Raw genomic sequence first — 15,455 nt, forward strand, 5'->3', positions numbered from 1 at the left:
TGTCATCGTATCGATAAGCGGCTGGCTCCACTTTGGGTCACTTAAATCTAAAGAATCTAGCGTTGCCAAGTCATATAATAATCCACTATCTCTGGCAGCTGCAATGAAGTTTACATGGATTCTAAAAATTTCTGCAGCAGGCTCACCTGCCATAGTTGATGTTGAGAGCAACTCTAGCAGTTCATTCCATGCTCCTATTGATTTTTGCGCAAAGGTGTAATTATACTTTTCCATATTGTCGTGGCGAAACTCCCAAGTGGCTTCTTCTTGCGCCGATTTCTTTTCTTCTGGCTCAATCAAATCGCCCCAGGCGCCTAATACAATATCCATTCCCCCTAAATCTCTCACTGGCTCTGCAGGTTCTGTTGAAGGTTCTACAGCTGGTGTCGACGTCGTTACTTCTGTTGCCACTTCTGGAGTTGTAGTTTCTTCGCCTCCGCAGGCCGTTAATGTAACCAAAGATAATGTTGCTATCACTAATACTTGATTAAACTTTTTGAATGCCATATCCCATACCTCCTAATTTATATATCGGCAATGTGTATACAATTCTCTACATAATTTTGTAAAATCTTTATAAAATGCTGCAGCGTCGACAGCATATCCATACGAATGTAACGCATGGTATCAATACGCATTTTACTAATATTACTTTGCGTTTAACTTATCGAGCTCTGCTTGCCATATACCCACTTGAGCTTCTACAGCTTCTGCCGGGGTGGCTCTATTCCAATACACATCTTCCGCAGCTTGGCTAGTTCGTACTTTGGATGCGATAAATAATGCGTAATCAGACATCATCACTTCTGGATCTCTTGCAATTACCAAAGTTTCTTCTACCGCTCGTGGGTCGCGATATACTGGGTATTGTGCGGTCATCCAAGAATCTGGCTCATCATATCCTGGTGTTGGCTCAGTCCATAAATTTAGCGCAAAAGCAATGTCCTCCGCTTCTTCTTTTGTATATGAGTTTGGAATTACCCATGCCTTTTCGTTATATACTACTACATAATTATCTGCAGAAGGACCTTTCGGAAATACCACCATTCCCCAATCATCTGGCATTGCCTCTTGCGTAAAGTTGGTCGATTCCCACTCTTCTCCAATATACATCGCGGCCCCGCCAGACATAAACAAATCTTTGTGACCGTTCCAGTGCTCTGGTCTAATATCAAAATCCGTTGCCCAATAATCTGCACACCACTCTAGCGCTGCCATACTTTCTGGCGATACCAAATTATTTATATAGTCTCCATTTTCATCTACTGCAACATAAGAGCTGCCGTTAGAGAATGTTGCAGCTTGTGCAAATGTCGTTTGATTCATAATTAGTGCGTACGTATCGTTGATCCCATCGTTATCTGTATCGCGCGTTAGTTTTTCGGAGATCTCCATAAACGCATCCCAAGTCCAATCGCCAGATGCTTGCAAGTCGTATAGCAATTCTGGATCTAACCCCGCTTCTTCGAACAGCCTCTTATTAAAAAATATTAATCTCTTAGGGCGATCAAATAGTGAAAGTCCATAAACTTTGTCTCCGTCGCTCATCATTTCAATTAACGACTGGCTCCACTTGGCATCTGTTAAGTCTATCGAATCAAGCGATGCCAAATCATATGCCAAACCGCTTTCTTTTGCGGAGCCATTGTAGTTTGCATTAAATCTAAATATCTCCGCTGCAGGATCGCCCGCCAATACAGATGTAGACATAAGCTCTAGAGTGCCATCCCACTTTGATAGCGCCAATTCCTCAAAACCAAAGTTATGCTTCTCCATCATCTCGTGGCGATACTCCCAGAGCGCTTCTTCTTGGGCAGACTTTTTCTCTTCTGGCTCTTTAATATCCGCCCACGATGCGATAGTAACAACCAATCCGCCGAGGTCACGAACCGGCTCTTCTGTTTCAGCTGCAACTGGAGCGGCAACTTCGGCAACTGGAGCGGCAACTTCGGCCGTTTCTTCTGTACCTCCACAAGCCGTTAATGTTGCCATAGCCATTCCTATGAAAAATAATTTGCTAAATTTCATAAATTTACCATCTCCTTCTTATTTGTTATACTTTTCTAACTCTGCCTCCCATATAGGCTTTTGAGCTTCTAAACCTTCCATCGGCGTTGTCTTGTTCCAATAGACATCATCAAATGCTTGGTTGATCTTTACATTTTGAGCCAAAAAGCTTGCTAGTAGAGGCTCTGCGTTTTCTGGTTGTCGAAGCATGGCGAGCGTCTCTTCCACTGCTCTTGCGTCGCGATATAATGGATAATATTCTGACATCCAATCATCTGGGCCGTCATATCCTGGTGCCGGATTTACCCATATGTCCAGCGCAAACGCAATGTCCTCCGCTTCCTCTTTCGTATAAACATTTGGAATCACCCATGCCGCATCGTTGTATAGACCYACATAATTTTTACCCTTTGGACCTAAAGGAAACGCAACCATTCCCCAGTCGTCTGTCATCTTGTCTTGGGTTAGCGTTACGATTTCCCACTCATCGCCCAAGAAAAACGCTGTCTTTCCAGAGGTAAACATTTCTTTGTGCCCATTCCAATGCGATGGATATACATCATAGTCAGTTTGCCAATAATCTGCAGCCCACTCAAATGCTTCGTAGCTTTCTGGAGACATCAAGTTGTATTGATAATTTCCTTCTTCATCAATTGTGAGATACGATCCTCCATTTGAAAACATGGCAGCTCTGACAAAATTTCCTGACTGCATAGGCAATGCGTAGATATCATTTAATCCATCGTTGTCGATATCTTGGGTTACTTTTTCTGAGATATCCATAAATGCGTCCCAGGTCCAAGTCTTGTTTGCCTGCATATCATATATTGAGTCTGGGTCTATGCCTGCGTCTTCGAGAATTCTTTTATTGAAGTATAAAACTCCAGACGGGCGACCAAATTTTGCCAAACCGTATATGCTATCTCCATCCGACATCAACTCGCTTAAAGTTGAGCTCCATTTTGGTTCACTAAGATCTATCGAATCGAGTGTTGAAAGGTCGTATGCCAAACCGCTGTTTTTAGCTGCAACATTAAAATTGGCCTGCATTCTAAATATCTCTGCTGCTGGCTCTCCTGCCAATGAAGAAGTCGACATCAACTCCAATATGCCATCCCATGTTCCCAATGCTAACTCTTCAAATTGGAAATTATGCTTCTCCATCATCTCGTGACGATACTCCCAGAGCGCTTCTTCTTGAGCAGAATTTTTTTCCTCAGGCTCCACAACRTCAGCCCACGATGCGATAGTAACAACCAACCCGCCGAGATCACGAACCGGCTCTTCTGTTTTATCTGCAACTGGCGCAGCAACTTCTGTAACCGGCGCGACAACTTCGGCAACTGGAGCGGCAACTTCGGCTGTTTCTTCTGCACCTCCGCAAGCTGTGAGGGCTCCCATTGTAGTTGCTACAAAACCTATGCATAAAAGCTTTCTTAAATTCATTCCACATTCTCCTTTCATATATTATTTATTGAGCGCATTTACTCGATCGATTTCTGCTTGCCAAATCCCAGCAATAGTTTCTAGCGCTTCTGTTGGCGTATTACCACCAAAATATACATCGTTTGTGTAGTCGGCTATTTTAACATTTCCCGAAATAAAGTTTGCATAGTCAATTGCAATATGTTCGGTTTGCCTCATTTTAGCAATTGTCTCCTCCACAGCTCTATCATCGCGATATAACGGAAATAGTTCTGCCATCCAATCGTCTTTTCCTCTATAATCCGGAGGTTGTGATGCCCACATATCAAGAGCAAATGCGRCGTCCTCAGCTTCTTCTTTTGAAAAGGCGCTAGGAATTACCCAAAAATGAGGATTGTTTGTGGTTACGTATTTATCTAGCTTTGGACCTTTCGGAAAAAATACGAATCCATACTCATCGGTCATGCCTTTGTTTAGCTGTACGCATACAGATTCCGCTGCGACATACATAGCCACTTGCCCATCCATAAACGATTGAGTGTGCCCCATATTTTTTGTGGTTAATAGTTCATAGTCCTTTGCCAAATAATCTGCCACCCACTGAATCCCCTCCAATGTTTCTGGAGAAAGCGTATTGTTATATAGCATTCCGTTTTCATCTCTACCAACATAACTGCCACCGTTTGATAGCGCCGCATACTGGAATATTGTTCCTGAATATGGCAATGCATAGATGTCGTTTATTCCATCTGCATCTGTATCTCTTGCAAGCAGCTCTGACAGTTCTTCAAATTTTTCCCATGTCCAATCACCTGATGCTTGCAGATCATATGGCAAATCGGGATCCAACCCTGCCTCTTCAAAAAGGCGCTTGTTATAAAATACTCCAAACGATGGACGCTGAGTTTTTGCGATTCCATATACGGCGCCGTCTTTTGTCATATAATCTATTGCCAACTGATTCCACTTTGGATCATCTAAATCTATCGAAGTTAAACTTGCTAGATCATAAGCCAATCCGCTATGTAGCAATCCAGAAACAAAAGACGAGTGAATTCTATAGATATCATCTTTCGGATGACCTGATAATGTGTTACTGGAGAAATATTCGAGTGTACCGTCCCAAGTTGTAACACCCACTTCTGCAAAAGTGAAATTATGTTTCTCCATCATCTCATTGCGATATTCCCACAACGATTCYTCTTGRGCACTACCTTTATTTTCGGGTTCTGGAACGTTTGCCCAATTGGCCAAAGTAACTTCACGTCCCTTAAGATCTCTCRCAGCAGACCCTGAGGCTGATGCAGTTACAGGTGCAGCAACTTCTGCAACTGGCGCRRCAACTTCTGCAACTGGAGCGGCAACTTCTGCTGTTTCATCTGYAGCACCACAAGCCGTTAAAGTACCCATWACCGCTATCCCTATCCATAAAAATTTTTTCATTATCMTTCTCCTTCCTTCGCTATATTCTAAAAAATCCCTCCATATAAATAAAATCTAAACTTTATTTAACAAGGAGAGATCTCAAAACTGATATAATTACTTGGCGTTTAACTCATTTAAAACTGCGTTCATTTGCCCTTCCATAGCTTCTATTACCTCTACCGGAGTGGCACCGTKCCAATAGAGTTTGTCGCCCATGTTTAAGTCAACCTTGCCGCTTCCGAGGAAGTTTTTGTAGTCGACTCTTTGAACTCCTGGTTCGCGCATCAAAACGTTGGTCTCGTCAACCGCACGCACATCTCTGTATAGCGGATACGAACTTGTCATCCACGCATAATTTGGATCATAATCTGGAGGCGTATCGGTCCATAGATCCAGCGCAAACAAAATGTCATCTATCTCTTTTTGCGTATAGCTGTTTGGAATTACCCAAAGCTCGTCGCTTTGACCTACCGCGTATTGAGTTGCCTTAGGGCCTTTAGGGAAACATACAAAGCCAAAATCGTCATCCATATTTTTGGAATAGTTCATGGCTTCCCACTCATCTGCCACATGCATAGCAACCTTGCCGTCTTGGAATAATACATTTTGAGTTGCGAAATTTCCCTCACCTGCTGGGAACAAGTCATAATCTTTTTGCCACAAGTCCACGCACCATTGTAGAGCTTCTATAGATTCTGGAGAGTCTAGATTATTGTAGAAGGTTCCGTCTTCGTCTCTTCCTACATAAAATCCATCGTTAGATAGTATAGCAATCTCCGCAAACTGGTTTGCCTGAATAGCATATGCATAGATATCATTAACTCCGTCATTGTCGATATCACGTGTTAATTTTTCACAGAGTTCTTCAAATTTTTCCCAAGTCCACTCGCCMGATGCTTGCAGATCGTATAATAAGTCTGGCTCAAGCCCCGCTTCTTCGAATAACCTCTTATTAAAGTATACTCCTTTACGAGGCTCAAATCCTACTGCAAGGCCATAGATGGCGCCGTCATCAGTTGCCATTTGAATCGCGACATCATTCCATTTAGGCTTCGACCAGTCGATTACAGTAGATTTAGATAAATCTGCAGCAAGACCACTGCCTATTACCTGACCTATGAAACTTGGGTGAAAGCGAAAGATTTCTGCAGAAGGCTCACCAGCTAAAGTTGTGGTTGACATCTCCTCTAGAGCAGTGTTCCATTTAACTAGAGATTTTTCTTCGAAACCAAAATTATGTTTATCCATCATCTCATGGCGATATTCCCAAACAGCTTCGTCATAGCTATTTGCTTTTACTTCTGGTTCCTTAACGTCTGCCCAGCTAGCAATAGTAACAACTAATCCGTYTAGGTCACGAACTGGCTCCGCTGATTTTTCTGGTGTTGTAATAGGCGCTACAACTTCTTTTACCACCTCTGTTGAAGGTGTAGCTTCTTCAGCGCCACCGCACCCCGTCAATACTACTGCAAGCGCTCCAGTTAAAAATAACATTTTACTTAATCTCACCTTTATCATCTCCTCTCAAATATATCAGGACCAAATCTTTATCGGTCTARTATAGTCCTTATACCCCCTYAAGCCTCCCGGGTTAACAGGAGGCTACAAGGTTGTATTCAAATTATATGTAACAGCGTGAGCAATAATAACTCACGCCGCAAATTCATTTTACATCTTAAGACCAGTTTGGCTTAAACTTTCAACGAATGATTTTTGGAACACAATATAGATGATTAATAGAGGAACAATAGTCATCAATAGWCCGGTTGAAAGAATAGCATCTGTATATGCGATACTAGGTTTTGCGCCACTTCCGTATAACGCGGAGAAGTGAACCGCTAGCGCTTCTGAGATAGAAGGCAAAGTTTTGGCAATTAGATCGACGTTTCCGAGGAAAATTCTTGAATAATAGATATCTGTCCATTGCCATACGAAAGCAAATAAGAAACAGGCAACAACAATTGCTTTTGCATTAGGTAGCATTATTGTGAGGAATGTTCTAAATGTGCTACATCCATCCACATATGCAGCCTCTTCTAGCTCTTTTGGAATGCCGCGGAAGAATTGATTTAGCAAGAACACATAAAGCCCACTCTTGAGTCCAATTCCACCCAAACACATTAGCAGATATGGCATAATCGAGTTGTGCATATTTACTGTTTCACCTGTGAAGTATTCAAACAATCCCAAAACATCAAAGAATCTAAAGTGTAGATATAGTGAAGAGGTAATTGTTTGCGGTGGCACAATGATGATCAACAGTACGCATCCGAACCAAAACTTTTTAAGCGGRAAGTTAAATCTAGCGAAGCCGTATCCAACAACTACGCAGCTGGCAACTTGAGTGATGGCAACTAACGCGGATACCCAAACCGTATTTAATAACGAGCCATAAAAATCGACGATTTCTGGAACCAGCTTATAATTATCCAGGGTTGGATTTCTTGGAACCGTGATTACAGATGGATCATAGAGATCGGCTTCTGGCATTATGCTCAATGCAAACTTGTTCATAAGCGGTTGTAAAATCAGGAAGCAAAGTCCGAATAGCAATATTGCTCTAAAAATTTTATACGAAATATTAAAGATTGTRCTTTTAAAGAGTTGCCCATCAGATTTTTTGTTTCTTTCCCACAAATTTTTTGCTCCGGTCGCACCGGCTTTGGCAACTTTCTTTCCAGAGTTCGCCACATCTTTTAGCGTAACATTCTTTGCTTTCTCCTTAAGCTCATTCATATACTCCTTAGAAATAGTATGCTTAAATTTCTCTAGACCCGTTAGTCCTCCGGACACCTCTACTACTTCAGGATTGGCTTTATTTTTTGCAGCTTTTTTGGCAGCCTTAACAGCTTTCTTGTTTGCTTTATCGGCTTTGGCTGCAGCTTTATCATTCTGTGCAGCGCGAGCCTTACGAGCTTTTTCTGCCTTTGCAGCATCTTTTTTGGCATCTTCAGCATTGTCAGACTTAGTTTGTGCCGCTTTTGCTTTCGCTTTTTCAGCTTTTGCTTTTGCTTTCATTGCTTTTTCTGCCGCCTTATCATTTTCATTATTTACATTTGGTGTGTTAGGCATTATCGTTTCTCCTTTCCCGATTTATTCGTAATAGAATACTTTTTTAGAAATTATTGCGGTACATACTCCAAGAATAACCATAATGATCACGAAGTATATCCAAGCCATTGCGGAACTAAATCCATAATTCAAATCTGCCATCATCGCATCAGTAATCTTAGTCATAACTTCACTATCGCTTGCCACAAAGAAATCGACCACCGTATATATAAAGTTTACGAGAATCATTGGACTTACCATTGGCAGTGTAATCTTCCAAAAACATGCCCACGCATCGCAACCCTCGATTTTTGCAGCTTCGAATGTAGTCGCAGAAATACTTTGTAGTGCAGTTAAGAAGATTATGATTTGGATACCAGACGCTATTGCGATATCGTAGATATGGTTGATTACATCAAATATGATTTGCATATACTGACCCATCATACTGTTGGCATCGCCACCCAAAATCGTTTGCAAATAACCTGTTATACTTGTGCTTGTATCTTCGGCTTGAACCACCTCACCCATTTCTTGTAAAAGTTGATTCTCAGCATCTAACCCAACGATAACACCACTAGAAAGAACCACTGGCAAGAAGAAGATTGCTCTTACCAGACCGCGGCCCTTAAATGCTTGGTTTAACAAGATAGCAACTAAAAAGCTAAATATTAATATAGAAGGAACATCAATGAGCATCTGAGTAATCTCTTCTACAATCAATCTGTTAAATTCTGGATCTACTAGCAGCGCCTGCTCATAGTTTCCAAAACCAACCGGCTCGAGAACAAATCCTCCCTGACCTGGCTGCAGCTTAACATTTGAAAAACTCATTTGAAGCGACTCGATAAGTGGATTTACTAGGAACATAAAAAATCCTAGAATCAGTGGCAATATAAAGATATAACCTGTAATTTGTCTCTTAGTGTTCAATGTCATTTTACGTCTTCTTTTTTTCAGTTTTTTCATTTTGTATTACCCCCTTTCCACGAAGAAGTCGACTGCTTTTACAACGTTACCATCAATCGTTACGTCGTTATTTGAGTAGTTTACATAAACGGTAGTGCCGTCTTCGTAAGTTGTTGCAAACACATTTGGCTGAACTCTCTCGTGATGAACAATCGGCATATTTGCAGTGTGCCCGAGTTGAGAGTTGTAGCGATTGTAGTAGTCTAATGCTCTTTCTTTAATCAACTCATATTCTGCTGCGTATAGATAAGTGTAGTTTGTATTTTTGAGAGAAGTTATGCTCTCGTCCATAAATGTAAACAGCAAACCTGCTCCATTTTCAATAGAACGTAAGAACTCTTGCTCAAAATCTCCGCTCAGATTGATCGCTGTTCCCGTGTAATTTACATTACCCTTAAGAGCCATTGTGTAGAAAGGAATTTGATAATCAACAATTGAAAACTTATTTCCCGCGAGATCCATATTTAGAATAGTATCGCTTCCGCCTAATACATATTCGAATCCGCCGTTGGTGATAATATCTATATTTTCTTTGGCAGAAATATTTTGCATTGCATTTACAGTAGTGTCAATAGTTTGGCCTCTGTGACTAGCTTTCTTTGGATCATAGTCTGCTAGCAACATATTTCCAACATCTTCCAAACTGATTCCTGCAATACCAGCTTTGTTTGCGACTTCTGCTACTTTTTCCATTCCTTCTACTTGAGCTTCTGGAGTAATATTATAAGAAGTTCCGCTCCAAGATTTTTCACCGTACCATACTATTGAGAACGGACTACGCTCTGTGTACTCACGAGTTATATGACGGGAAACATCCTTGTTCATGCTAAATCCTTTTCCACCGTAGGTACTTTGCAATTTCGCATTTAAATATATAGGCACCTCAGCTGCCAGAGCAAACTTTTCGAATTCTTTTTTGCCACCCAACTCATCTAGAACCTCTGGCCTGTGAATAAACGCTTGATTAACTCCACCGTCTAATGCACCAGTATAGATTACAGATAGATTGTCGACGCTTTCTTTGATTTCTGCAGTAACTTTTTCTGCTTCTTCGATAGATGTTAGAGGAACCAATACCGAGCGAGGAACTCCCCACACTTGCTTGGTCATATTAACAGCACCAATTAAATCCATATAGAAAGGTATTCCGTTTTCGTTTTCTAGAGCTTCTAACGTATACTCTTCTATCATATAGTCTCTATACTCAAGAGCAACATCATTGTAGTTATCACCATCGATAAATTTATATCTTTGAGTAATAGTATCAGTAGGAATGTTATCATCAAACATTATGATTGATTGGAATGACTTGTATGAAGGCTCAACTTCCTCATCTTTCATGATATCAAAAGTACTATATGCTACATTATAGCTATGACCTCTGCCACTTACGTCCGCTTTTACGTGTGCAAACGGCTTGCCTTCTTCTATAATACACAATACAGAATCGTTGTTATTTGAGATAGCGTATGCTCCAAATGCTGCACGGTTATCTTGGATCATTGCTTCTCGCTTCATTCCATAATCGTATCCAAATATRTCTGTTTGGAATGCACTTTGGTTTTGCTTACCATTGTTAAATTCGATTAGTGCACCTGTTCCATCTGGCACAATCATATATCCTTCGTCATCCACTCCACCAGCTCCAAACATTGGTAAAAGTGAAATATTGTTGAGTTTATACTCCTCTTTCCACTCCATTGCCGGAATAGGCACTTCCACTAGCATATCCTCTTTGTCAAGACGAATTGTCATCGGAATATTAAATTGCGGCTTAGAGTTTACTGCTCCTGTATCTGCCATATGACGCTCATAGTCTGCAAACGTGTACCCAATGGCTTCAAATTTAGTTTGCATGTCAGCTTTAAGATAATCTTGAACAGTATCACGTAGGATGTATAAAACTTGGTTTGCCAGATCTGGATAAAGCTTTAGCAACTCATCTTTATTTTCCTCATCTGATTTAGAAAGTTTGTTAATATCATATTTTTTGTAGTTTTCCTTAATTTTTCTTGCATCTTTTGAGTCCATAAGAGCAAGATATCCGTCAAGTTCTTCTAGCGTAATTGCTGTTGGAATTATAAAAAGCTTATCAGGTGAACCGATCGTATAATTTACGGTGATGTAATCTGCTCCTGATTCGATTTCAAAGAATGAGTCAACAATGGAATACTTATAATTATTTAATACAGCTCCAACCCCTATGTCATTCATATACTCAACCAGCATTGTAGATTGAATAAAATTCTTTGTATCACCGCCTGCTAGTGGGTCTTTAGAAACATCTGTTGGGTTTGAATACCACACTGCCCCTGAGGACTTATCTTTGATTTCAAAATAAGTTGTTTCTGGATCCATGGTCAGTTTAAGATGCTCATTTTCCACAATAATATCAGTTGGCTTATTATCATCAGTAAAGACTGTTGAAAATACGGGTATTTCTTCTTCTGTAGATACCTCTTCACCACATCCAGTAAGCCCCACTGCTGCCATAAGTCCAAGTAAAACTGCTGCAAATCTGCGCTTTTTCATTTCTTCCCCTCCTTTCTTTCCTTAATAGAATCTAAACATTAGTTCACGATAAATAGATACAAAATATGAGAATGAATCTGTTACTAAACTAAAGAATAATACGAATACAAAAATCATAATCAACATTCCAACACCGGTCGCGGCAATTGCCAAAATTGATTGGGTTAACGTGTAGTGGTGAATCATCATTACTGCACATAGCACGAGCCCTGCACACCATAGCAACGAGAATGTATCAAAATAGTAATAGAACGCACCTTCATCGCGGGTGAAGACGTTACTTAGTATTATCATAGGGATTTGAATCAATATATATGGCACTGCGGAATAGCAAAGACCCATATATATATCTACCATTCTACCTTTTCCATCAAACAATGTTGTTAGGCCCCAATTCGAAACCACGGCCAAAAATCCTGGAAAAAGTACTTTCGCAAGCTCTACAAATATATTAATTTTTTCCCAATCTATTGCTAGAAACAAAAAATTCGTATATTGCAGTTTCATTAGATTAACAGCGAGCACCAAAAATAAGAACGTATTTGCTGCAGCTATAGTTCCACGCTTTTCACGTATTAAATCCCAAAATCCATCAAGAGGATGGGTACAGACATATAAACCGAATCTCAAACTATCAACGTATTTGGCCAACTTCTCATTTTTGATTTTGCTTTCCACTTGAGTGTTGACGCCATTCACTTTTTTAATAATCGTCATCCATGATCCCTCCTTTGATTTTTTTGAGTACATTCCAAACACTAAGAACAATCACTAGTATAATTAAGAATGTTAAAACTGGTCCGATGTTGTCTTCGATCCAATCTTTTCTATAAAGCTTGAATGCCTTAGAATAGTTATCGTCATCCCAAGTTCTTTCAAAATACTCCATAGCCAGCTCATAATCTCCAGACTGAATATATGCACGGCCAATACCTTCTGCAGCCAGCTCAAAGTTTCCGTTTAGAGCCTGAACTTCTCTCCAGTAGTCGCCAGATTCTTGATAATATCCATTAACATAAGTTTCGATTGCTTTGTTAATTAATTGACCATACTCTGTTAACGTAAAGGTAGTGATAGAACCATTTTTTCCATCGAGAACAAATAGGTCAGTTCCCATATGCTCAATAGAAGTTACACCTTGAAAATATCCAAGCTTGTTACCAATACCGCCAAATGCATAAAGCAAATTGCCTTGATAATCGTAGCAGAATAATTTTCCACGAGTTCTATCTAACGCCACATATATATTGTTATCAAGAATTGTTATGTCGCTAAAACGTGACGCATCTTTTACGTCTCCTGCAGCACCCCAAGATAAATCTCCCATCGGATTTGTCGTACCATTTTTAACCAGGATATCTTGACCAGTTGCATTGAGCTTTCTGATCGGCGTCGCAGCATTACTTCTGATTTCTGCAACATCAAAAACATCCGTTGTTGCATATAAGAAACCTTCTGAGTCGTATGCCAAATTTGAATACTCTGTTGGAACAAACTGAATCATTTGCGCTTGTTGAGCATCRGTTGAAAACGATCTCCATAAGAAATCTAGTGGATCAAACTTAACTTTATTTGCTCCGAGATATCCTAAGAAATTTCCAGCGGGATCAAATTGTAAAAAACCTTCGTTGTACCCATCAACTAGTAAAATGATACGGCCAGTGTTATCTACCAAAACTTTGTTAGGAAAGAACTCTGCGTTGGCAGCAATAGTTTCGTCCTCCGGTTTTGTAAGCTCTAAGATAACATTGTTTTTGCTATCTGTGTGAAGCACTCTTTGGTTTTGCTTATCAACAATATATCTATCGCCATTGTCTGCAACAAAAATATCAGTTACTCCATCAAGAGTAGTGATCTCTACACCCGAAACTTCTTTAATTTCTTCCTTGACTTCAAAATCGCCATTTGCCAATCTAGTCAGAACTACAATTCTGTCATTTCCAGTATCGCATACATAAATATCATCGCCTTTAACAAAAAGCCCATCAGCGTTTTTGAAATCACCTATTCCAAACTGAGAACCCGTTGTTAACGATATCGGTGTATATGCATCTGGAGATTCACGTTCAACTTTAAAATAATCATAAGTGTAAGTGTAACTTCTTTGATCTGCTATGGTAGCCACAGGCATTGTAGCAGAAAGGGTCATACTTACCGTGAGTAGCACTAATGCTTTTTTTAACTTTTTCACTATTATAAACCCCCTTTCTTAGTCCTTGATACCTGAACTCGCCATTGTTTCTAATACGTTGCTTTGTGAAATAATAAATACTGTGATAGGTACGATCATCATTATTAATGATACAGCAGAACCAACACCCGCACGAGCTACTCCACCTGCAAGAACTTGTTGTAATGCATATGGAAGTGTTTTTAATTCTTCTGAATAGATAACTACAGAAGCTTGATTGTTCCACAAATTTTGGACTGCAAAAATCATAAGTGTTAGCCAAGCCGGCTTAACGATAGGCATTACGATCTCCATAAAGATGGTCCATTCTTTTGCCCCATCTATTTTCGCGGCTTCTAGTAAAACATCTGGAACACCTTCCATAAACTGTTTCATAAGGAATAGTCCTAGTGGAGCTGCAAAATAAGGAACAATTACTGCCCAATAAGTATCGATCCAACCTAATTCTGACAAAATAAGGTAATTTGGAATTGACGTTACATAGCCGTTGAACATTAACGCTGTAATTACCAATCTAAAAAACCATTTACTACCTGGAAATTTATATTTTGCAAGCACAAACGCCGCCAGCGATGATACAATAATGTGACCTACGGTACCAACAACAGTGATAAACGCTGTGTTAAAGAAATATCTTGTAAACGGTACCCAAGACTTCGACATTAGAACAAACAGGTCTTGGAAGTTATCAAGCGTGGGATTTTGAACCCATACTCTTGGAGGAAACAAGAAAATTTCATCAAGAGGCTTAAATGCGGCATTGATAGCATATACCAGAGGGAATGCCATAAACAATGCGAAAAATAACAATATCAAATAAATTCCAAAGTTACCGCCAGCCGATCTATTTAAGCGTTTCGTTCTTTTCTTTAATTTCGGCTCTTTCACTTTCTTTTTCTTTGCCATTACACGTACTCCTTTCTATTCTTAGTTTCCTACCCTGCTTAACATTTTTTGAATTGCACCTTTACAAAGAATCATTGTTCCAAATAATAAGGTCGCTATAGCTGATGCGTAACCCATCTCAAAACGAGTTGAACCGTAATCGATAAGGTGAGATACAACTGTACGAGCGGCATAGTCTGTACTAGGGAATCCAGCAAGTGCCATCGTTACGTCTGCCACGTTAAATGCTTGCGTAATTGACATAATAGCACCGAATAAAAGCATCGGCTTCATACTTGGAAGAGTAATAAACCATAGTTCTTGCCAACGATTGCTTATACCATCTACGCAACCCGCTTCGATAAGACTTCTGTCAATACCTTGCAGACCTGCAATAAACGATAGGAATCCTGTTCCCAAACTCATCCATAAAATAACTCCAATTATAACTGGCATCATATACGTTGGATTTGATAACCATAAAATTGGCTCTGTTATTATTCCGAATCGCAGTAAAAACGCATTTACATATCCATATGGGTCACCAGAGAACATTATAGACCAAATTAGATAAACCTGACCTGAAATTGTTGGTGCGTAAAAAACAACAACGGCGATAGTTCTAATTCTTGGTGGAAGCTCATTTATGAACCAAGCAAATAGGAACGCTGCGATGTAACCTATAGGTCCTGTTATTGCAGCTATAATGAATGTATTCTTAACACCAATTAAGAAAATATCATCTGCAAGCAGTAAATTAATGTAGTTTTGAAGCCCTATCCATTGAGGTGGCTCCAGTACATTATAATAGGTAAAGCTTAAAATGATGGATACAACAACTGGTGCTATAAAGAAAATTGTAAAGAGAATAGCATATGGTAATACGAACAAATAATAAACTTTACTTTTCTTCATTTGAAGCCAAGTGTATGCCGACTTCTTTTTTAACTGACTAAAAAAACGCTCCATC

11 protein-coding genes and 1 pseudogene are annotated in these 15,455 nt (G+C 39.8%); all 12 read right to left on the minus strand.

From position 1 onward, the window contains the following. A pseudogene (locus EPU_RS11765) lies at nt 1-507 on the minus strand (ABC transporter substrate-binding protein); the annotation flags it as partial. 141 nt (nt 508-648) lie between these two features. Next, nucleotides 649-2,028, minus strand: coding sequence for an ABC transporter substrate-binding protein (locus EPU_RS06475; RefSeq protein ID WP_010167820.1), 1,380 nt, complete (start codon nt 2,026-2,028; stop codon nt 649-651). Between the two features lie 18 nt (nt 2,029-2,046). After that, on the minus strand, nt 2,047-3,453 hold the full coding sequence (locus EPU_RS06480) for an ABC transporter substrate-binding protein (RefSeq protein ID WP_029488147.1): 1,407 nt from the start codon (nt 3,451-3,453) through the stop codon (nt 2,047-2,049). Nucleotides 3,454-3,474: 21 nt separating this feature from the next. After that, on the minus strand, nt 3,475-4,875 hold the full coding sequence (locus EPU_RS06485) for an extracellular solute-binding protein (RefSeq protein ID WP_029488148.1): 1,401 nt from the start codon (nt 4,873-4,875) through the stop codon (nt 3,475-3,477). 96 nt (nt 4,876-4,971) lie between these two features. Beyond that, the gene (locus tag EPU_RS12710) at nt 4,972-6,366 is read right to left on the minus strand and encodes an ABC transporter substrate-binding protein (protein ID WP_029488149.1); all 1,395 of its coding nucleotides are present in this window, start codon (nt 6,364-6,366) and stop codon (nt 4,972-4,974) included. A 159-nt stretch (nt 6,367-6,525) separates the two neighbouring features. Next, nucleotides 6,526-7,929 carry a carbohydrate ABC transporter permease gene (locus tag EPU_RS06495; RefSeq protein WP_242650848.1) on the minus strand — a complete coding sequence of 468 codons (1,404 nt, stop codon included), beginning with the start codon at nt 7,927-7,929 and terminating at the stop codon, nt 6,526-6,528. 21 nt (nt 7,930-7,950) lie between these two features. Continuing rightward, nucleotides 7,951-8,877, minus strand: a complete 927-nt coding sequence (locus tag EPU_RS06500) for a carbohydrate ABC transporter permease (RefSeq protein ID WP_010167828.1) — start codon at nt 8,875-8,877, stop codon at nt 7,951-7,953. A 6-nt stretch (nt 8,878-8,883) separates the two neighbouring features. Then, nucleotides 8,884-11,409: a DUF5696 domain-containing protein gene (locus EPU_RS06505; protein WP_029488151.1), complete on the minus strand. Its 2,526-nt coding sequence runs from the start codon at nt 11,407-11,409 to the stop codon at nt 8,884-8,886. Nucleotides 11,410-11,430: 21 nt separating this feature from the next. After that, a complete protein-coding gene (locus EPU_RS06510) occupies nt 11,431-12,126 on the minus strand; it encodes a YIP1 family protein (protein ID WP_242650849.1) in 696 nt (231 codons plus the stop codon). Further along, nucleotides 12,113-13,600 carry an NHL repeat-containing protein gene (locus EPU_RS06515; protein WP_029488153.1) on the minus strand — a complete coding sequence of 496 codons (1,488 nt, stop codon included), beginning with the start codon at nt 13,598-13,600 and terminating at the stop codon, nt 12,113-12,115. The genes EPU_RS06510 and EPU_RS06515 overlap by 14 nt, the downstream gene beginning before the upstream one ends. An 18-nt stretch (nt 13,601-13,618) precedes the next feature. Further along, the gene (locus tag EPU_RS06520; protein ID WP_010167831.1) at nt 13,619-14,506 is read right to left on the minus strand and encodes a carbohydrate ABC transporter permease; all 888 of its coding nucleotides are present in this window, start codon (nt 14,504-14,506) and stop codon (nt 13,619-13,621) included. A 21-nt stretch (nt 14,507-14,527) separates the two neighbouring features. Next, nucleotides 14,528-15,454: a carbohydrate ABC transporter permease gene (locus tag EPU_RS06525; protein WP_010167833.1), complete on the minus strand. Its 927-nt coding sequence runs from the start codon at nt 15,452-15,454 to the stop codon at nt 14,528-14,530. Nucleotide 15,455: the final 1 nt, after the last annotated feature.

This window comes from Candidatus Epulonipiscium viviparus (assembly GCF_000171335.1).
GTDB lineage: Bacteria > Bacillota > Clostridia > Lachnospirales > Cellulosilyticaceae > Epulonipiscioides > Epulonipiscioides viviparus.

Excerpts from the sequence above, each read along its gene's own strand:
- EPU_RS06475 (WP_010167820.1), bottom strand. The coding sequence starts at position 2,028 with ATGAAATTTAGCAAATTATTTTTCATAGGAATGGCTATGGCAACATTA.
- EPU_RS06500 (WP_010167828.1), bottom strand. The coding sequence starts at position 8,877 with ATGAAAAAACTGAAAAAAAGAAGACGTAAAATGACATTGAACACTAAG.
- EPU_RS06510 (WP_242650849.1), bottom strand. The coding sequence starts at position 12,126 with ATGACGATTATTAAAAAAGTGAATGGCGTCAACACTCAAGTGGAAAGC.
- EPU_RS06520 (WP_010167831.1), bottom strand. The coding sequence starts at position 14,506 with ATGGCAAAGAAAAAGAAAGTGAAAGAGCCGAAATTAAAGAAAAGAACG.
- EPU_RS06525 (WP_010167833.1), bottom strand. The coding sequence starts at position 15,454 with ATGGAGCGTTTTTTTAGTCAGTTAAAAAAGAAGTCGGCATACACTTGG.